Origin of the sequence: Mesorhizobium sp. M1088 (assembly GCF_040318575.1) — a bacterium.
Classification (GTDB): Bacteria; Pseudomonadota; Alphaproteobacteria; order Rhizobiales; family Rhizobiaceae; genus Mesorhizobium.
Genome location: NZ_JAMYMO010000004.1, coordinates 89,399 through 107,304 on the forward strand (window position 1 = coordinate 89,399; position 17,906 = coordinate 107,304).

Genomic DNA, 17,906 nt, shown 5'->3' on the forward strand with positions numbered 1-17,906 from the left:
CATAGACTACTTGTCAGCCCAACCTTTCACAAGAGTTAAACCGGGAGAACGCGGCCTTGGTTGTTAATCATATATTAAGAATTGAGATCACGAAGGCGCTTTCCGGCGCTATTATGACTCTTGCGGGCAATAGTCGGCATGTCCCGAAGGCTGCAGGCGACCAGGATCAGCGATGAACGTCCTTTCACGTCCAAAACTGCCATCCAGGCAGAAACTGCTGATCGTGTTCGGCACTAGGCCGGAGGCACTCAAATGCTTTCCAGTGGCGCGTGCCGCCCTCGCTCATCCAGGCTTCATCACCGAAATATGCATAACCGCCCAGCATCGTGAAATGGTCGACCAGGTTGTCGAGCTGACCGGCTTGCCTGTGCACCACGATCTCAACATCATGCAACCCGGCCAGTCGCTGTTCGATGTGACCTCGCGCGTGCTCCTGGGCATGGCCGAGGTGTTGGACAAGGCGAAGCCCGATATCATCATGGTACAGGGCGACACCACCACGGCAATGGCCGCGGCTCTTGCTGCCTTCTACAAGCGTATCCCCGTCGCTCATGTCGAAGCAGGATTGCGCAGCCACAACATCAACTCGCCGTTTCCTGAAGAACTGAACCGCAAGATTGCCGGCGACATCGCCACCTGGCATTTTGCGCCGACCGTTCAAGCGCGCGACAATCTCATCGCCGAAGGAAAGGCCGAAAGCACCATTTTCGTGACCGGCAACACGGTGATCGACACGCTGTTGCATTTTTCAAGCGCGATCGATGCCGACAGGCTGATGAACGCGAAGCTCGCTGCCAGCTTCCCCTTCCTCGACCCTGCCAAGAAGATGATCCTCGTCACCGGACATCGCCGCGAGAATTTTGACGGCGGCATCCAGCGCATCTGTACGGCGTTGAAGGGATTGGCGGCGCGAGGAGACGTGCAGATCGTCTACCCTGTCCATCCAAACCCCAATGTGCGCTCGGTGGTCAACGCAGAGCTGGAAGGCGTGCCGAACATCCATCTGGTCGAGCCGCAGGACTATCTGCCGTTCCTGTACCTGCAGAAGCAGAGCTATCTGGTGCTTACCGATAGCGGCGGCGTGCAGGAAGAAGCGCCGTCGCTCGGCAAGCCGGTGCTGGTGATGCGCGAAAATACCGAGCGACCCGAGGGGATCGTGGCCGGCACCGCCCGCCTTGTCGGCACCGATGTCGAAAAAATCCTGTTCAACGCCAATCGCCTGCTCGACGATCAGGCTGCCTATCGCGGCATGGCGGAACGACACAACCCATATGGCGATGGCCGGGCTAGTAACCGGATTGTTGAGGAACTGCTGCATCATGGCTGAAATCAAAACCGTTTCCGTAATCGGCATGGGATATATCGGCCTGCCGACCTGCGCCATTTTCGCCAGCCGCGGGCTCAACGTCATTGGCGTCGATGTCAACGGAGCGGTGGTCGAGAAGGTCAATCGCGGCGAAATCCACATCGTCGAGCCGGACCTTGACGGTCTGATCCAGAAGGTCGTGGCGAACGGCAAGCTCATGGCCTACAGCACGCCGCAGCCGGCGGACGCCTATATCATCGCCGTGCCGACCCCGATGACCCACGATCATAAGCCGGACGTAACCTACGTGCTCGCGGCGGCACGAAGCATCGCCCCCGTGCTGAAGCGCGGAGACCTTGTGGTATTGGAATCGACATCGCCGGTTGGAACCACGCGTATCATGACCGGGCTGCTTGCCGAGTTGCGGCCTGATCTCAAATTTCCTGTCCAGCATGGCGAAGACGCCGATGTGCTGGTCGCCTATTCGCCCGAGCGTGTGCTGCCGGGAAAGGTGCTGACCGAGCTGATCAACAACGATCGCTCGATCGGCGGATTGTCCCGCAAATCGTCGGAGCGGACCGCGGCACTCTATTCAACCTTCGTCACCGGCGACCTGTTCATGACGACGGCCGAAAGTGCTGAGCTGGTGAAACTGACCGAGAACGCGTTCCGCGACGTCAACATCGCCTTCGCCAACGAGCTTGCCGCCGTGTGTCAGGACCTGTCGCTCAATGTCTGGGAAGTGATCGATCTCGCCAATCGGCACCCTCGCGTGAACATCCTCCAGCCGAGCCCGGGCGTCGGCGGTCACTGCATTGCGGTCGATCCATATTTTATCATCGACGCCGCACCCAACAGCACGCGGCTGATGGCTTCGGCACGCCAGATCAATTCCGAGCGGCCGATGTCGGTGGTCAGGGATATCGAGGCCTTGCTCGACCCCTCCCGCAAGCAAACGATCGCCTGTCTTGGCCTCAGCTTCAAAGCCAATATCGACGATCTGCGCGAGAGCCCGGCCGTCGAGGTGGTGAAGCTTCTGTCCGATAACCCCAATGTGAAGATCATTGCGGCTGAACCCAACACAAATGCGCTGCCGCATGAGCTCGAGGGCAGGGGCATCGTGTTCACCGACGCACTTTCGGCCATCGACAAGTCCGATATCGTCGTCCTCCTGGTCGACCATCGGCAGTTCAATCTGGTCGACCCCGAAGCGCTCAAGGACAAGAAGCTCGTCGATACGAGGGGTCTGTGGACGTGGCGCAAGGCACGCAAGCCCGACGCCCGCATCGAAGGCAAGAAACCAGAGGTCGCACAAGTGACGCTTGCAAGGGAGCAGGCCGCATGAACGCGCACGCCCCGGCATGGGCGCAGCATTCCCTGTTGGCATCACGGCGCCGGGAGTTCCTTGGTGCACCGATCCATGCGCTGACCATGGCCGAGACACTGGCCATCGCCGACGAGGCGATGACCCTGGGGCGGCCGCTGCATCATGTGGTCGTGAACGTCGCCAAGCTGGTGACCATGCGCCAGAATGCCGAGCTGCGCGAGGATGTGGCCGGGGCGGACGTGGTCAATGTCGACGGCATCGGCGTGCTTTGGGGTGCACGTCTGTGCGGCGTCGCGCTGCCCGAGCGGGTGGCGGGCGTCGACATCATGATCAATCTGCTGAGCCTCTGCGCGAAGCGTGGATTCAGGCCGTATCTGCTGGGGGCCGAACAGCACGTTCTCGACGCGGTTGTAGTGAGACTTGCCAAGGACCATCCGAGCCTCGTCATAGCGGGAATGCGCAACGGCTATTTCAAGCCGGAGGACGAGGCCGGGATCGTCGCGGCGATCAACGCCTCGGGCGCCGACTGCCTGCTGGTGGCCATGCCGACACCGCGCAAGGAACGCTTTCTCAAACGCTACCGCGATGAACTCGCCTCAAGTTTCGTGATGGGCGTGGGCGGCAGTTTCGACGTCTATGGGGGCAAGGTTGCCCGCGCGCCGAAGCTGATACAAGCGGCCGGCCTGGAGTGGCTGTTCCGCGTCGTCCAGGAGCCGCGACGCTTGTGGCGCCGCTACTACGATACCAACACTGCCTATGCGGGACTGCTGTGCCGGGAGTTCTGGGAGCGTCGCTGGCGCCGAAACGCCGGTTTATAGTTTCGCCTACGGGGCTCCAGCGGCGCGGCGCCTAATGTCCGGAACGCAGGCGTCGCCCCCTTTCGACCGCAGGCTTAGGATCGCGAAGACTGTTCCAGGCCAGAGCGCTTTCCAACGCCGTATATTTCCCGGTTGCGATCTCCTGGCATATTTTCATTAGTGCTCCGCCAGCGGCGCGCGCAAGTGAGCCGCCCACGCTTATCCGCCGTACACCGGCCTCGGCAATCTGCTCGAATGTGAGACCGGAAACACCTTGGCCAAGGACATGATTCACTGGTGCACTGACAGAGCTGCAAATCTGCTCGAGAGACGCCAGGTCCGGGACGCCCGGCGCATACAGCACCTCAGCGCCAAGAGCTTCGAAGGCCTTCAGGCGGCGAATTGCCTCGTCGAGACCATATACGCCTTTACCCATCCCATCGGCGCGGGCGGTGAGTACGATGTCGTATTTTCGAGCAGCCGCAACCGCCGCCGCTACACGTGCCATCGCGGTATCAAAATCGCGTATTGGCTGGCCGGGATTTGGTTGTCGATCTTCGATCGAAAGTCCAGCCAATCCCGCTTCGGCGGCAAGCCGGACGGTTTCAGCCACGCCTTCTGGTGTGTCTTCATAACAATCTTCCAAATCGGCAGTGACTGGCACGGTCGTCGAGGCTGCGATCTCGGCGGCATATGCCAAGCTTTCGGCGCGGCCGACTTCCTTTGCTCCGTCCTTCTTCCCCTTCGAAAAGGCGTAGCCCGAAGAGGTGGTCGCCAGCGCCCTAAAACCCAGACCAGCCATCATCCGCGCGCCGGCTACGTCCCAAGGGTTTGGGATCACGAAGCAGCCGGATTTATGAAGAGCGCGAAATTGTTTAACCTTCTTGGATCGGGAAATCACATTGCCCCCTCAGACTTGGACAAGAAGCCGGGTTCGACTAAATGCCGATGATTGCAGCTTTTCAATCATCCGTTTCTCGCCCGACTGCGATCCCGCGGATTCGTTGGCATTTTTCCGCCGAGCGCGACGTGCGGACCATTATGGCGCCTCGCTCTCATGACCCGAACACCCGGAGACCGAATGTCGGATATGCAACGAGCCCGTCCCCGGCAAGGTACACCATGTGTTGTAAGCCTCAGAAATACCTGCTTACAGATCGCTTGGAAATTACGCGATCCGTAGCCGCGCTCGCAGCTGGGCGACGAATTGCGTCGCTGCCACGGGGTGGAACAACGAGGTCAGCCCGAAGAAAACCGCGGCGCCGGTGGTGCCGCCGGCGACAAGCGAGAAGATCGCCGGCACGTCGCCGGCCACCATGCTGGCAACCTTGGCGGCCACCCCCGTGCTGAGCGAGATGATTACCGAAACACCGATGTCGCGCCACGGCACCGGCACCGGCGTGAGCCGCTCGCTGATGATGATGCAGGTTATGGAGCCCACCACCGAGCCCCCCGCCAGCGCCAAAGCGGCGCCGATCTCCGCCATCGGGGGGATCAACAGCAGGGACAATGCGATTGTTGCCACGGAGCCGAAGAGATTGGCGATGATCAGCAGCCACGGCCGCTTGTGCGCGTGCACCACGACGCCATAGACGAAGCTGGTGAGGTTGGCGCACAGCACGCTGAAGGCAATGATCGGAAACAGCAGGCCGAAGCGGCCGTGATATTGCGAGGGCAGCATGAGCTCGGTGATATCGCTGCTGAGCGCGACCAGCATCGCTGCAATCGGCAGGCAAAGCCGCATCATCAAGGCCATTAACTGCGACAGCAACCGACCCGATGCCGCGGGCCCATCCTCGTCGAACCGGCTAACCACCTCGGGAAAGGCGCCCATGTTGATGGCGTTGGCGACCATATCGATCGGCTGGCGGGCCAGCGCATAGGCTGCCGCGAAGATCGCCACGGCGCTGGCATCGTAATAGAACTTGAGGAACAGACGCTCCGCGCTGTTGAGCCCGAAGCCAACCAGCGCCATGATGATCAGCGGCACACCGAGCGCAAAGAAGTCCCTGTGGGTGAAACGCGGCGGACCGGCAACGAGCCGTCGCGATGCCATGATGCCCGCCACGATGCCGGCAATCAAGGCGCCGAGGCTCGAGCCGAGCGACACCGTCAGAAAGCTATCCTGAAAGACAAGGATAGCGCCGATCGGTAACGCGAGTTGCAGCAGGGCACGCAGGGCTTCTAGCATCGAATAGACCGAATGGCGCTGCTGCATCTGCAGCACCGTCAACGCGAAGCGGCTGATGGACCCGGCGACCAGATAGCCGCAGACTGCGATCGCGAACTCGATCCAGCGTTCAGGCACGATCACCGCCGACGCGCCTACCGATATGACCAGCGCCAGTGCCGTGGTGGCAAGCAACACCTGCCCGGCCAGCATCAGGCTGCCGCGGCTGACTTCGCCCTTGCCGCCAAGCCTGAGCAAGGCGATGCGCAGCCAGTTGGTGACGGCAATGTCGGTCATTTCCCCGACGGTCACCACCAGGGTGAGCAGGCCATACTCGGTCTGGTTGATCAAACGCGTCACGACGACCAGCAGGAGCAGCGCCGAAATTCGCGTCAGCAGGATCGCCGGAGCATAAATGAGCGTGGAACGGAGCAGCAAGGGCGTGTCCCTGGAAAACTCACCTTCGACTAGCCGCCGACTGGCGGAAAATCCAGCCCGATGACGCCGAAGGGTGAACAGATTCAGTTTGAACTAAAAGATTTGCCGTAAAACTTATCGGGAACGTTTGCTTTGCAGTTACCCGGTCTGTGTTATTTAGAGTACCATCATGTTGCAGCGCCTCATATCCGATCGAAAAATACATGTCCTGGTCGCGACGCCCTCGGGCGTTTCGGGGCAGGGCGGCATCGACCGCATCATGGGCGCGCTGAAGCAGGAGTTCGAACGGCAAGAAATCGCCGACATCGATGTGTGCTTCCTTGCCAGTCGTGGCCCGGGGCATGTCGGACTTTCGATCTTCTATATGCTCGGTTTTTGCTTACGGATGCTTAAAGCGCGTCTGGCTGGACGCGCCGATGTCATTCATATCAACATCTCAGTTTCCGGCAGCACCTACCGCAAGATGGTGATCGCCGCCTGCGCACGGCTGCTGTCGATACCCTATGTCCTGCACTTGCACGGGGCGCAGTATCAGACATTCTGGAAAGCCGACCGCGGTTTCATTAGCCGCCGTATCAAAGCTCTGTTCGAGCATGCCGATCGGGTGATCGTTTTGGGCAGGCTTTGGCGCGATTTCGTCGCCAGCAGGGCGCCGGGCGCAGCCGGCAATATCGTGATCGTGCCCAATGCGACCGAAGTCCCGTCGCTGGCCCATGTCGGCGGCGGCGACCATTTGCATATCCTGTTCCTGGGCCGCATCGGCGACCGCAAGGGCGTGCCGCAATTGCTCGAGGCACTGCACCGCATGAGCCCTGTCAAGAATTGGCGCGCCACGATTGCCGGCGATGGCGAAGTCGAGGCGGCACGGGCAAAGTCAGCCGCGCTGCGGATTGCAGACCGGATCGCCTTTCCGGGTTGGGTGGGACCGGACGATGTCGCATCGCTGATTTCTTCGGCCGATATTCTGGTTCTTCCATCCTTCGCCGAAAATCTGCCGATGTCGGTGATCGAAGGCATGGCAGCCGGTTTGGCGGTGGTGGCGACCCCGGTTGGCGCCGTCGAAGACATAATCACCGACGGGCAATCCGGGCTGCTGGTGCCGCCAGGCGATGTTACAGCGTTGACCGAGGCGCTGAGCCGCCTCGCGGAGAACCCGGCACTGCGGGCAAAGCTTGGTGCCGGTGCCATGGCCGTGCATCGGGAACGGCTTGAGCTCGCCCCGTTTGTCGGCGCAATCTGCGATGTCTGGCGGTCGGCCGCGTCAAGCCGTCAAACGGTCAAGCGCTGAGGCCGACGATCGCGGCGGCGCGTCGAGCCTGAATTCGCGGTGGAATATCTCCAAATTCAACAGCGCCCATATCAGCTTTTCGTGGTCTGCAGCACGCGTTGTGTGTTCCGAGACGATTTGATCTAGCTGTTTCGGACTCAGATAGCTGCGAATGACGGAGTGAGGCGAGCAAAGATGGTCATGCACGTAGTTCCTCATCGATCCGCGAAACCATTCGGCGACCGGTACCTTGAACCCGACCTTGCGGCGGCTGAGAATTTCCTCCGGGAGGATATTGGCCATGCTGTCGCGCAGGATCTGCTTGCTGTGCAACCAACCCAGCCTGTAGCGATCGGGCAATTTGCTAACGAATGAAACCAGGTCTCGATCGAGGAACGGCATTCTTCCTTCGATTGAACCGGCCATCATCATGTGGTCGCCTCGTTCCAGGAGATTGTCAGGCAGCCACGATGTCTGATCGAAAAACAACACGCGGCGAAGATGGGAGGCCGCAGCACTTGACGAGAACGGAAAGTCATTGCGCTCATAACGGCGATTTGCGGACGCGCCGATCAGGCAAGCGCTCTGCTGCGCCGAAACGGCTCCAAACCAGGAGACCATCCGGGCGGCAAAGTCCCTTTCGCCCGCGGTGCGGGCAAATGTATCGACCTTGGCCGACGCGCCCGGCATGGCGCGTACCAAAGGGGAAAGGACGTTATCGTGCAGCGAGGCTGGAACAAGCGACTGGTAGATCCCGGCCAGTGATTCCGCGCGATGCTTGGGATAGCCGCCGAGAATCTCGTCGGCTCCTTCTCCGGTGAGCACCATCTTGACGTCTTGCGAGGCTCGCTCCGACATCAGGTAAATTGGAATATCGCTGCTTTGCGAAACAGGTGCCCCGCGTTGGCGAACCATCATCGGCAGATGATCCATCAGATCGCCTGGCTGGATTACAAGTTCGCAATGATCGGTCTTGAAATGATCGGCAACGCGTCGGGCGAATGCAAATTCGCTATAGGCTGCGTTGTCGAACCCGACGGAAAACGTGCGAATGGGCGTGGCGCTGTGCCTGGCCATCAGCGCGACGATAGCCGAGGAGTCGAGCCCTCCGGAGAGAAAGGCCCCAAAAGGTGCATCGCTGCGCATCCTGATCTCGACGGAATGGTCGAGCAATTCCAGAAATCGCCGCTTGGCGGTTTTTCCGTCGATCCGCTCGGTAACGGCCGCCTGGTCCGGAGGCGTATAGTAGCGCGTTTCCTTGACTACCCCTTGCGACCAGACAGCATAGCTTCCGGGATTGAGTTTGCGGATCTGTTTGAAGAGCGTGCGCGGTCCCGGCACATAACGCCAGTTCAGATACTCGTGCACGGCATCCAGATCGAGTTCCTGAGCATCTTGCTGCGATGACAACAATGCGTTGATCTCCGAGGCAAATAGCAGCAATTTTTCGCTTTGCATGAGGTAAAGCGGCTTTTCCCCGAAGGGATCCCGGGCGAGGATCAATTCCTGCCTCTGAGCATCCCAGAGTGCAAAGGCGAACATGCCGCTCAGCCGGTCGAACATTGACAAGCGCCACTGATCGTAGGCTCGGAGCAGCACCTCGGTATCGGAGCGCGTTCGAAAATGATGGCCAAGGCCGATCAGTTCCTGGCGCAGCTCGATGTAGTTATATATCTCGCCGTTGAAAATTATTTTGAGACGACCGTCCTCAATCTGCATCGGCTGATTCGACTCGGGCGCTAGGTCAATGATCGCCAGGCGGCGATGAACCAATGCCAATTGTTGCTCGCCGGTATTCAGGTCCAATATCTCGGTGCCTTCGGCATCGGGACCGCGATGCCGCAATGCGTTTGACATTTTGGCGGCCCGCTCTTGTGGATTTTTAGCCCTTCGCCCGATCCATCCGGCAATTCCACACATTGTTCCCCCCTAGGCGCGCGCATTCCCCACTCAGTACAACAAATGTGTTAAACACTTCGTGCCAATACAACCCAACCGGGAGAAAGCTGCCGCGGGCCGTTCCTCGATCGAGCCTGGCGGGTCAGGGATTGCCACCGGTTGTTCGCTAGTGAGGGCGTGTGATGGCACCTATGGCAGGCCCAATGCCTGCAGCATCTCCGGGTCGGGAACCGGGGGACCATCGGGCGGGATGAGGCTCATCCCATAGGGATTGGAGAACTCCCAGGCAGACCATGGGATCGCGAAGCGTTCGGCCTCTCGGCGCACTGCCTTGAGATAGCGCGAACGGTCGGCCTCAAAGGCGCCCATGCGGCCGTCCGCGGACATGAGAATAGCGCCGAATTCGCCCATGAAGAGCCGCCGGCTGGGAATGCCATGGCCATCAGCCCAGTCGACAGCCTGGCGAAAGCTCGCCTCCAGTTGGCTCTGGCCCCAGTTCTGCTCGAAATAGTTCGCGATTGCTTGGCGCGTGGTGGCCATGTTCATGACCTGCTCGACCCTGCTCAAGCCGGCAGCGTCCATCCGCGCTCTAAGGGTTTCGGTCACCACTTCGGGTGTACTGCTGTCGGCCGGCCAGGGAAGTCCCGAAGCAAAGCTGATCGTGTCATCGGGCCGCTGGTGGGTGAAGCTGTGCGGCTCATACATATGGAAGCTGTAATAGAGGTTTGGGTCATCAAAGCCGGGGCTGAGGTTGACCAATCCGGCAATGCTGCCGCCGCAGGCGCCGGTTGCAACGATGGTAAGTTCGCTGCTGACCGCTCGAATTTCGTGGACGGTCCCTGCCATGATCCGCTGCCAGTGATCGCTGCCGCTCGCATCGCAAGGGTAGTATGCGGGCTCGTTGTAAGGTTCGAGGGCGACTTTGTCGGTGCCTATCTTGACCAGCATGGCGGCGACCGCCACAACCATTTGACGATAGCGGGCAACGCCCTCGCTGTCGGCGCCGCCATAGATCATCTCCATGCTGTAGTCGGGAACCTGAGTGACGCCATGCAGGTCGAAAACCACCTTGAGGCCGGTCGACGTGATCCGCTCGACGGCGGCGGCAAGTATGTCCAGCGCCTGCTGCCGCCTGGCGTCCCCGCTGGCAAGCAGCGGGCCGGGATCGACGCTCAGCCGGACGAAGTCGAAGCCCATCGATCGGATGTGGGCAAACACCTCCCCGGCCGGCCAGTCGGTGAGCGGCCTGCTTTCCGCAAGCCACTCCTTTTCGCTGCGATAGGGCGGCCAAACGTAGGTTCCGTCTTTCGCCACCGGCGACCAGTTGAGCCACTGATGCACGCCAACGCCGCGCTTGAGAGGGATGGGCTCTGCCTCGGCCGCCACAAGCAAGGCGAGCACCCAGGCAACAAAATACACCGCTTTTCGCATCGCTCCCTCCGCATGCTCGCGGGAGATATTAACCGCAACGAACGGGAAAGAAGATTGCCGGCCCGCAGCTTTTCGACGGCATGGTATACAAGGACCGAAACGTTGACGGGGCGTGCATGAGAATCGGCTGGTACATCAACCGATTGCGCAGCATGGGACCGGCCGAGGTGTTGCACCGGCTGGGCGAGCAACGTCGAAGGATCGCGTCGCGCCGCCGCGATGATGGGTGGGAGCGCTATCCATCGCCGCAGTTGCACCCAGTGCTGCCCGGATTTCGCCATGCTGCGCTGGCAGCGACCGACGCTCAACGGCAGGCCATAGCGGCGGCCGCGCAAGAGATGCTGCATGGCCGGTTTTCGGCACTCGGGCGGACATGGCCAAAGCGTGAGCCCGATCGTTTGTTTCCTGCTGAGCTTTGGCGTCTTGATCCGGTAACCGGCAGGCTTTGGCCTGGCGCCGAGGCTCATACTTTCGATATCGATTTTCGCGATGGCGGCGACCTTGGCGATATAAAATATGTCTGGGAGATCAACCGGCTGCAGCAATTGCCAGTACTGGCTGCACACCTGCTCCTCAGCGAGGACAATCGATCCCGGAGTGCCATTGAGGCGGCAATCGGCAGTTGGCATTCCGCCAATCCGCCGTACCGAGGCATTGGCTGGGCTTCCGGCATCGAAGTAGCGCTGCGAGCCATCAGCCTGATCGTCACCCTGGACCTTATCGGTGACCGGCTTGACCCGGCGACGCTGCGGAAAGCCGGTGAGATACTCGCGGCAAGCGCCTATTGGCTGCCGCGGTTTCCGTCGCGATATTCCTCCGCCAACAACCATCTCGTCGCAGAGTTGGCTGGCGAATATCTGGTTGGCCTGGCGCTCGGGGCCGAATCCGAAATTGCCCGCAGCGCCCTCTTAAATGAGACGCACAAGCAGATTCTTGCCGACGGCGCCGGTGCCGAGCAAACGCCGACCTATGCAGCCTTCAGCGCCGAACTCATCTTGCTGTGCGCCGCCGCGGCGCGCCAGGCGGGAATGCCGTTTCCCTCGGCCGCCGAAGCGCGTCTGGGCGCCTTCGCCAATTTCGTCGGCTGGCTGCCACAGAAAGCCGCCCGCTTCGGCGACGACGATGAGGGCCATGTGCTGAAGCTGGGCGACGAGCCGAACTATATCCGATCCGTCGCGGCCGCCATCCACGGCTTACTGGGGACGCCGGGCAACGCGCCGGAGCCTGACGATTTTCGTTCGCTTTTCTTTGGTGCGCCGTCAGGCCCGGCGCCCGCGGTGCATGGCTTACAGACATTCACGCAAGGCGGGCTCTCCGTCTGGCGCGGAGCAATGAATGGCCGCAATGTCGAACTGACGTTCGACCATGGACCGCTCGGCTATCTCTCGATAGCGGCGCACGGCCATGCCGACGCGCTGTCGCTCACCCTGTGCATCGACGATGAGCCGGTGCTGGTCGATCCCGGCACCTGGCTCTACGGTTCGGGAGGCGCATGGCGCGACTGGTTCCGCTCCACACCGGCGCACAACACGCTGAACATCGAGGGCAAGAGCCAAAGCACCATCGCTGGAAATTTCAACTGGTCGCACAAGGCAGTCGCATCGCTGGTGGAGAGCGAACCGGGACCGCACTGGAGGCTGAGCGCCCGGCATGACGGCTATAGAAGCCGCTTCGGCGTCGTGCATCAGCGCACTTTGGCGCGCCAGGCCGATGGCATCCTCATCACCGACCAACTGCTCGGCGGCAGGCGCCAGTCCGAGATCGTCTTCCAACTGGCCCCCGGCCTCCATGCCGACCGGCACGAAGATACGGTCGCGGTATTGCGCGGCGACGAGGTACTGTTGGCCATCCGCTTTCCTGATGCTGTGCTCGATATCGGCGCCGGCGGTGACATGCCGGGCCAAGGCGGTTGGGTTTCACTGCGTTTTGGCAGCAGGCAGCAAGCCGAACGCCTCGCCTGGCACGGTGAAGTGGGCGAAGCCGGGATCGATATCCATCTTGCCCCAATTCACCCGCCGCGACAGCAAAAACCGGTGCCAACGTAGAGTTGCCGCGTGAGTTCCAGCCGTATTCGACATTAATTACGTTTGGACATTTAGCGGTTTCGTTACCGTTGATCTGCTAGTCTCGCACCATCCAGCCTGCTTTGCCCGCTGCGCCCCGCAACAGCCACTGGTTGCAGGCGGCGTAGCGAGTTTGGCGGGAATTTTGTGCTTTGCTATTCGCCAGATCGCCTTCTTACGACCCCCAGACTGCCTTCTTACGACCAGGAGCCGCTGCATCAATGTTTTCCGAATTTGCCAGAGCGATTGTGGAAAAGCTTTCGAACGTCAATCTGACCACGCTCGGCCTGCTTCTCCTCACCGCACTGGGCAGCGCGGTGATCGCCTACTGGCGAACTGCCGAACATAAGTCCCTCAGGGACTTTTTCGACTTCGCCTTCCCACAGGAAGTCATCCTGCACCCGTCGGCGCGAGCCGACGCCATGTTCTGGATCACGAAACGGGCGATGATGCCTTTCCTGCTTATTCCTGCCGGCGTCACCTTCGTCGTCGCGGTGGGCTATGGCACACGCGAGGCAATTGGCTGGCTCCTTAACATCCACGCGACGCTTCCCGGCGGCCCGGCGGGATCGGTGACGATCGTCATCTTCACCGCAACCATGCTGGTCGCCTATGATATTTCATACTACCTCTACCACGTCGCCCAGCACCGTTTCCCGTTCCTGTGGGAATTGCACAAGGTACATCATTCGGCCGAGGTGATGGTGGGGATCACCAAGGACCGGGTTCATCCGCTGGACGATCTGATGAACCGTATGTGGGATGGCGTCATCCCGGGCATCTGCTTCGGGATCTGGAGCCTGATCGCACTCGATCCGGTAGAGGTCGCTATCTTCGGCATCAACGTCTACGTCATCCGCAACATCCTGATGATGGACTTTGTTCGCCATACGCATCTCAAGATATCGTTCGGCCCGTTGAACAACATCATCCTGTGTCCGCACTGGCACCAGGTGCATCACAGCATCGACCCTCGTCATTATGACAAGAATTTCGGCCTGCTTTTTTCGTTCTGGGATCGTCTGTTCGGAACGCAATTTGTCCCGGAGCCGGATGAAGACCTGAAATTTGGCCTGGTCGATCGCGATGTGCGCGATTACCAGTCGCTCTTTGGGCTCTACATCCTGCCGCTCAAGAAGATGGCAAGGCATGTCATGCGACTGTTTCACAGACGGCCCAATGTGGTCGCGCAGCCACAGGACAGTTCTCCTTCATGAACACCGCTGTTTCCATCGACGTCCTAAGCGCGGAGCGCCTGGAAATCGTCCGTTCGGCGGATCGCCTGGCTGCGGTCGAAGCCGCTTGGATGGAGCTTTGGCATCGTACCGACGGGCTGATCTTTCAAAGCCATGCCTGGATTTCGGCATGGTGGAGTACCGTACAACGCCGTGACCAGCGCGCGTTGCGGATCGGCCTGGTCTGGAAGGGCGAGAGACTCGTTGCTGTCGTTCCGCTGGCGATCGGCAGGCGCAGGGGGCTGCGGTTTCTCGAATGGGCGGCCGGCAGCTATACCGACTATGGGGATATTCTCGTTGCTCCGGAATGCTCGTTATCGGCGCTGCAGGAGCTATGGACCCAACTCTGCGATGCCGGCGGCTTCGACCTTGCCTTGATCAATCGTCTCTCACCGGATGCGGCGGCCCGCAAAATTTTCACGCCAGGAGCTTCCGGCGGCATCAGGCTTCGTCCGTTTCACCGAACGGAAGTCAGCTATCGCGTTGCCGGACAATGGGAAAGCGGAGCGGCATGGTTCGCGGGCCAGTCGAAAAAGACGCGCCAGAACTATCGGCGCGGCATCAAAGCGCTGGAAGAAACCGGACAGGTGAGATTTCGCCTGCTTGCCCCCGACGAGCCGCTGCAACCGGTACTGGAGCGCCTCGCGGCCTTGAAGCGGAAATGGCTGACCGAGCGCATGCGTGAGTCAGACCTGTTCGAAGAGGGCGTCCCGGTACTCGCCGCGCTCGTCGGTGCGTTGGCGCGCGCCGGCGTGCTGCATATCTTCGTCCTCGAATGCAATGGCGTGATGGTCGCGGTGTCGATCAATTTCGTCCAGCACGACGTGATGATGGCCTTCGTGACGACGTTCGATCCGGATTTCGGCCGGGCGTCGCCGGGTGTGATCCTGTTGATGGATTACGTGCAGTGGTCGATAGATCACGGTTTGAGCATGGTCGATTTCCTCTGTGGCGCAGAGTCGTTCAAACACAAATTCTCAACGCAGGCGGTTACGCTGGAATCCGTCATCGGGACGCGCACGGCACAGGGCGCGCTTGCATTTCTTGCCGATCGTGTTCTCCAGACGGTCAGGCATATGCGCGAGCGGTCATCGGCACCACCAGAGGGACGCGATGCGCCCGCTCAAGCCGAAGCAGCCTTGGACTAAAGCGCGTCGCGTTCGATCGGCCTCATGCAACGCGCTTTAGAATCTTGTTTTAACATGTCGTTATCGCAAAACCGCTGCACACTTTTGCGCGACATGCTTTAGAACGGTTCATCGTTTCACGGAAACGGCCCGCTCGCAAAAAGCTCAAATGAAGCGCGGTATCGGACCGTTTTGCGGCGTGGTGCGGTCGCCGAGGTCGAGGAAGATTTCGTCGATGTAGCACCATCCCCAACCTTCCGGCGGATCGTAGCCTTCGATGACAGGATGGCCGGTTGCCCGAAAATGCTTGGTGGCATGACGGTTGGGCGAGTCGTCGCAGCAGCCGACATGGCCGCATGTGCGGCAGAGCCGCAGATGCACCCACTGCGAACCGCTCTTCAGGCATTCCTCGCAGCCGAGCGCGCTCGGTGTCACGCCGCGAATGTCCCCGGCGTGCCTGCATTCGTCTGCCATCATACGCTCCTGACCAGTTGTGGCGCCACGGCGAGACTGCCGTTTCGCGCGAGATATTGGCGGGTTGAGACATGGTTCGAACCTATCGCCGGTTTCCGACAGTTTGAAGCGGTTTTTGCGGCTTGCGGCCGGTAGGAACCTGGCCCGCCTGTCGGTAAACGCTATGTCCTTCGCTTCGCAGTTAACTGACGTCGGCCGTGCGACGGTGTCGTCGCGACGTGCCTCACGATCCGTTGCATCTCCTTGATTTGTTTGATTTGCGCATCCCGGCAAACCCGGCGCATGCTGCTTTAGCCGGCACCTGCCTAAGCCGGCCAGGCCCGGCGGGCCGTCCTGTGTCAAACTCTCGGCCGCCGGGCTTCTGGACAGCAGAAAACGGCCTGTGTCCGAGCACTCCGCAAACTGGCCCGCGGCCTGTTGTTCGGCGAGTGCTCAGGCAGCTACCTGAAGCACAATCTTGCCGCGCGTGTGCTGCTTCTCGAGCTGTTCCTCGGCCCTGGCGACTTCCTCAAGAGGATAGATTGCCTGCACGAATGGCCTGACCTTCCCGGCGTCGATGAGGCGGCTGATCTCGGCAAGCTGCGCCGCGTTCGGCTTGGTCAAATAGGAAACGCCGCGAGCCCGATGCAGGCGGGCCTTCTCCGCCGACGGTTCGGAAAGCGTTGAGACGAGCGTCCCGCCGGGCTTGAGCACGTCCCACGAGCGGTCCTGTGTTTCACCCGCTACCAGGTCGAAGACGAGGTCGACGTCCTCGACAAGCTCCTCGAAGCGCTGGTTCTTGTAATCGACCGCCTGGTCGGCGCCAAGCGCGCGGACGAAATCGAAATCCTGCGCGGACACAGTCGTCGCGACAAACGCGCCCGCGGCCTTTGCGAACTGCACCGCCAGATGACCGACGCCGCCGGCGCCGCCATGGATAAGGACCCGCTGCCCGGATTTGAGGCCGCCGTGATCGAAAAGGCCTTGCCACGCGGTAAGGCCCGCAAGTGGCACGGCGGCGGCTTCGGCGTGGCTTAAGCGTTGCGGCTTCGCCGCCGCCTCCGTTGCCTTCACGACGACATATTCGGCGTTGCCGCCGCGGTCGTTGCCGAGCATGGCATATAGCGGATCGCCCTTCTTCAGCGTATGGGCCCGCGTGCCGCACAGTTCCACCACGCCGGATACGTCGCGGCCGAGCGTGACGGGCAGATCCGCGCCCGAAGAGCCCTCGCGAACCTTGTAGTCGACGGGATTGACGCTTGCCGCGTAGACCTTGAGCGTGACCTCGTCGTCATGCGGCTGAGGCAACGGAACCGCGTCCAGCGAAAGAACCTCCGGTCCACCAAAATCGTGGATACGGACGGCCTTCATCGTAATCATGGCTTGCTCCTCGTCGGGTTGCAGTCCAGTTCGCTCTGAACAGTTTCGCCGGCAGGCCGGCGTCTATCCAGCCGGCGGTTCGGTCGTAGCAAAGGCCGGCCGGTGGTGCGCCGTCAGTGTATCGTTTGCGAATGCTCGCCGCCGGGTTGCGAGATGCCGCTCAGCGCTTCACCTGCTGTCGCCGTCTCGCTGTTGGTGGCGAGGTCGCCCAGCGAAACGATGCCGACCAGGCGCTTGTCGCGGTTCAGCACCGGCAAGCGGCGCACTTTCAGGTCAGCCATGTTACGCAGAACATCCTCTGCGTCTTCGTCTTCGAAGCAATACCTGACCTCGGTGCTCATCACTTCCCGTACCTTGGCGTCAGGTGTCTTGCCTTGGGCGACGCCGCGGATTGCGATGTCGCGATCGGTTACCATGCCGACAAGCCGATCGTTCTCGCCCACCGGCATTGCGCCGGCGTCGAGGCGACCCATCATTTCAGCCGCATCGCGCAGGGTTTGCTGCGGACTGGCGATCTCGACGTCCTTTGTCATGCAGTTGCCAACTTTCATTTTAACCTCCCTTGGTTGCAGGGCCCGCCGCCGGTTTCCAGGATGAAAGGGTGAATGAGCGCCAGCGCAAAACGTTCCATGGCAAGACCCGTTTCGAGCGCTTCGCCGAAATCACCCTTGCCATCCTCCACCCGACTGCCCTTCAGGCGGTCGGCCCGGGAAAGGTCGGTTCCGAAGGAATTTCGGAAGGCGTGCCGGGAGGAACTCCGATCGGCTCCTGGTCCGGCGTCGGAATTGGATCCGGCGAGGGCGGGGGTACGCCTGGAGGTTCTCCCGGCGGAGTCTCCGGCGGGGCAGGCGGCCGGGCCGGCTCCGGATTGGGATTGTCCGGCAGTGGATTCGGGTTGTTCGGATCGGGGTTGTTCATCGATCACTCCCCTGACATCTGTGGCCTGATCTCCGCCAAGAGCGGGTTGCCGCAGCGGCGATCAGGCTCTCTTGTCCTAAACCAAGGGGAAGCAA

Annotated in this window: 15 protein-coding genes; 7 read left to right on the plus strand and 8 right to left on the minus strand. The window is 60.9% G+C overall.

Annotation, left to right across the window (positions count from 1 at the left end; genetic code table 11):
• The first annotated feature begins 172 nt into the window (after positions 1 to 172).
• Genes wecB through NKH49_RS06910 form a run of 3 tightly spaced genes read left to right on the plus strand, consistent with a single transcriptional unit; the run spans position 173 to position 3,451 of the window.
• Positions 173 to 1,327, plus strand: coding sequence for a non-hydrolyzing UDP-N-acetylglucosamine 2-epimerase (wecB, locus tag NKH49_RS06900; RefSeq protein WP_352925668.1), 1,155 nt, complete (start codon positions 173 to 175; stop codon positions 1,325 to 1,327).
• The gene (wecC, locus tag NKH49_RS06905) at positions 1,320 to 2,651 is read left to right on the plus strand and encodes a UDP-N-acetyl-D-mannosamine dehydrogenase (RefSeq protein ID WP_352851238.1); all 1,332 of its coding nucleotides are present in this window, start codon (positions 1,320 to 1,322) and stop codon (positions 2,649 to 2,651) included. The genes wecB and wecC overlap by 8 nt, the downstream gene beginning before the upstream one ends.
• Positions 2,648 to 3,451, plus strand: coding sequence for a WecB/TagA/CpsF family glycosyltransferase (locus NKH49_RS06910; RefSeq protein WP_031211886.1), 804 nt, complete (start codon positions 2,648 to 2,650; stop codon positions 3,449 to 3,451). Before wecC ends, NKH49_RS06910 begins: the two co-directional genes overlap by 4 nt.
• Before the next feature lie 31 nt (positions 3,452 to 3,482).
• Here the strand turns inward: NKH49_RS06910 and NKH49_RS06915 are convergent, their stop codons facing one another.
• Complete coding sequence (locus NKH49_RS06915) at positions 3,483 to 4,331, minus strand: isocitrate lyase/PEP mutase family protein (protein ID WP_352925670.1); 849 nt, start codon at positions 4,329 to 4,331, stop codon at positions 3,483 to 3,485.
• Positions 4,332 to 4,598: 267 nt separating this feature from the next.
• A complete protein-coding gene (locus NKH49_RS06920; protein ID WP_352925672.1) occupies positions 4,599 to 6,038 on the minus strand; it encodes a lipopolysaccharide biosynthesis protein in 1,440 nt (479 codons plus the stop codon).
• 169 nt (positions 6,039 to 6,207) lie between these two features.
• Here NKH49_RS06920 and NKH49_RS06925 point away from each other — a divergent pair, with 169 nt between their 5' ends.
• On the plus strand, positions 6,208 to 7,326 hold the full coding sequence (locus NKH49_RS06925; RefSeq protein WP_352851233.1) for a glycosyltransferase family 4 protein: 1,119 nt from the start codon (positions 6,208 to 6,210) through the stop codon (positions 7,324 to 7,326).
• On the opposite strand, the gene asnB is transcribed toward NKH49_RS06925, so the two are convergent.
• Both asnB and NKH49_RS06935 read right to left on the minus strand, forming a co-directional pair.
• Positions 7,300 to 9,225, minus strand: a complete 1,926-nt coding sequence (asnB, locus tag NKH49_RS06930) for an asparagine synthase (glutamine-hydrolyzing) (RefSeq protein WP_352851231.1) — start codon at positions 9,223 to 9,225, stop codon at positions 7,300 to 7,302. The two genes, NKH49_RS06925 and asnB, sit on opposite strands and share 27 nt — an antisense overlap.
• Positions 9,226 to 9,393: 168 nt before the next feature.
• Positions 9,394 to 10,635 (minus strand): glycoside hydrolase family 5 protein, encoded by a 1,242-nt coding sequence (locus NKH49_RS06935; protein WP_352851230.1) that lies wholly within the window; start codon positions 10,633 to 10,635, stop codon positions 9,394 to 9,396.
• Between the two features lie 116 nt (positions 10,636 to 10,751).
• On the opposite strand from NKH49_RS06935, the gene NKH49_RS06940 reads away from it, so the two are divergent.
• From NKH49_RS06940 to NKH49_RS06950, 3 genes are all read left to right on the plus strand, one after another.
• On the plus strand, positions 10,752 to 12,680 hold the full coding sequence (locus NKH49_RS06940; protein WP_352925674.1) for a heparinase II/III family protein: 1,929 nt from the start codon (positions 10,752 to 10,754) through the stop codon (positions 12,678 to 12,680).
• A 239-nt stretch (positions 12,681 to 12,919) separates the two neighbouring features.
• The gene (locus NKH49_RS06945) at positions 12,920 to 13,915 is read left to right on the plus strand and encodes a sterol desaturase family protein (RefSeq protein WP_352925676.1); all 996 of its coding nucleotides are present in this window, start codon (positions 12,920 to 12,922) and stop codon (positions 13,913 to 13,915) included.
• Positions 13,912 to 15,081, plus strand: coding sequence for a GNAT family N-acetyltransferase (locus NKH49_RS06950; protein WP_352925678.1), 1,170 nt, complete (start codon positions 13,912 to 13,914; stop codon positions 15,079 to 15,081). Before NKH49_RS06945 ends, NKH49_RS06950 begins: the two co-directional genes overlap by 4 nt.
• Before the next feature lie 144 nt (positions 15,082 to 15,225).
• On the opposite strand, the gene NKH49_RS06955 is transcribed toward NKH49_RS06950, so the two are convergent.
• The 4 genes from NKH49_RS06955 to NKH49_RS06970 form a co-directional block, all read right to left on the minus strand.
• Entirely contained in the window at positions 15,226 to 15,537 is a 312-nt protein-coding gene (locus NKH49_RS06955; RefSeq protein WP_352501352.1) for a UBP-type zinc finger domain-containing protein, read from the minus strand.
• Positions 15,538 to 15,966: 429 nt separating this feature from the next.
• Complete coding sequence (locus tag NKH49_RS06960; RefSeq protein WP_352449638.1) at positions 15,967 to 16,893, minus strand: NADP-dependent oxidoreductase; 927 nt, start codon at positions 16,891 to 16,893, stop codon at positions 15,967 to 15,969.
• Between the two features lie 113 nt (positions 16,894 to 17,006).
• Positions 17,007 to 17,444, minus strand: a complete 438-nt coding sequence (locus NKH49_RS06965; RefSeq protein ID WP_352472517.1) for a CBS domain-containing protein — start codon at positions 17,442 to 17,444, stop codon at positions 17,007 to 17,009.
• Complete coding sequence (locus NKH49_RS06970; RefSeq protein ID WP_352501351.1) at positions 17,441 to 17,575, minus strand: hypothetical protein; 135 nt, start codon at positions 17,573 to 17,575, stop codon at positions 17,441 to 17,443. Before NKH49_RS06970 ends, NKH49_RS06965 begins: the two co-directional genes overlap by 4 nt.
• Positions 17,576 to 17,906 lie beyond the last annotated feature (331 nt).

Excerpts from the sequence above, each read along its gene's own strand:
- wecB (WP_352925668.1), top strand. The coding sequence starts at position 173 with ATGAACGTCCTTTCACGTCCAAAACTGCCATCCAGGCAGAAACTGCTG.
- wecC (WP_352851238.1), top strand. The coding sequence starts at position 1,320 with ATGGCTGAAATCAAAACCGTTTCCGTAATCGGCATGGGATATATCGGC.
- NKH49_RS06910 (WP_031211886.1), top strand. The coding sequence starts at position 2,648 with ATGAACGCGCACGCCCCGGCATGGGCGCAGCATTCCCTGTTGGCATCA.
- NKH49_RS06925 (WP_352851233.1), top strand. The coding sequence starts at position 6,208 with ATGTTGCAGCGCCTCATATCCGATCGAAAAATACATGTCCTGGTCGCG.
- asnB (WP_352851231.1), bottom strand. The coding sequence starts at position 9,225 with ATGTGTGGAATTGCCGGATGGATCGGGCGAAGGGCTAAAAATCCACAA.
- NKH49_RS06935 (WP_352851230.1), bottom strand. The coding sequence starts at position 10,635 with ATGCGAAAAGCGGTGTATTTTGTTGCCTGGGTGCTCGCCTTGCTTGTG.
- NKH49_RS06940 (WP_352925674.1), top strand. The coding sequence starts at position 10,752 with ATGAGAATCGGCTGGTACATCAACCGATTGCGCAGCATGGGACCGGCC.
- NKH49_RS06945 (WP_352925676.1), top strand. The coding sequence starts at position 12,920 with ATGTTTTCCGAATTTGCCAGAGCGATTGTGGAAAAGCTTTCGAACGTC.
- NKH49_RS06950 (WP_352925678.1), top strand. The coding sequence starts at position 13,912 with ATGAACACCGCTGTTTCCATCGACGTCCTAAGCGCGGAGCGCCTGGAA.
- NKH49_RS06955 (WP_352501352.1), bottom strand. The coding sequence starts at position 15,537 with ATGATGGCAGACGAATGCAGGCACGCCGGGGACATTCGCGGCGTGACA.
- NKH49_RS06960 (WP_352449638.1), bottom strand. The coding sequence starts at position 16,893 with ATGATTACGATGAAGGCCGTCCGTATCCACGATTTTGGTGGACCGGAG.
- NKH49_RS06965 (WP_352472517.1), bottom strand. The coding sequence starts at position 17,444 with ATGAAAGTTGGCAACTGCATGACAAAGGACGTCGAGATCGCCAGTCCG.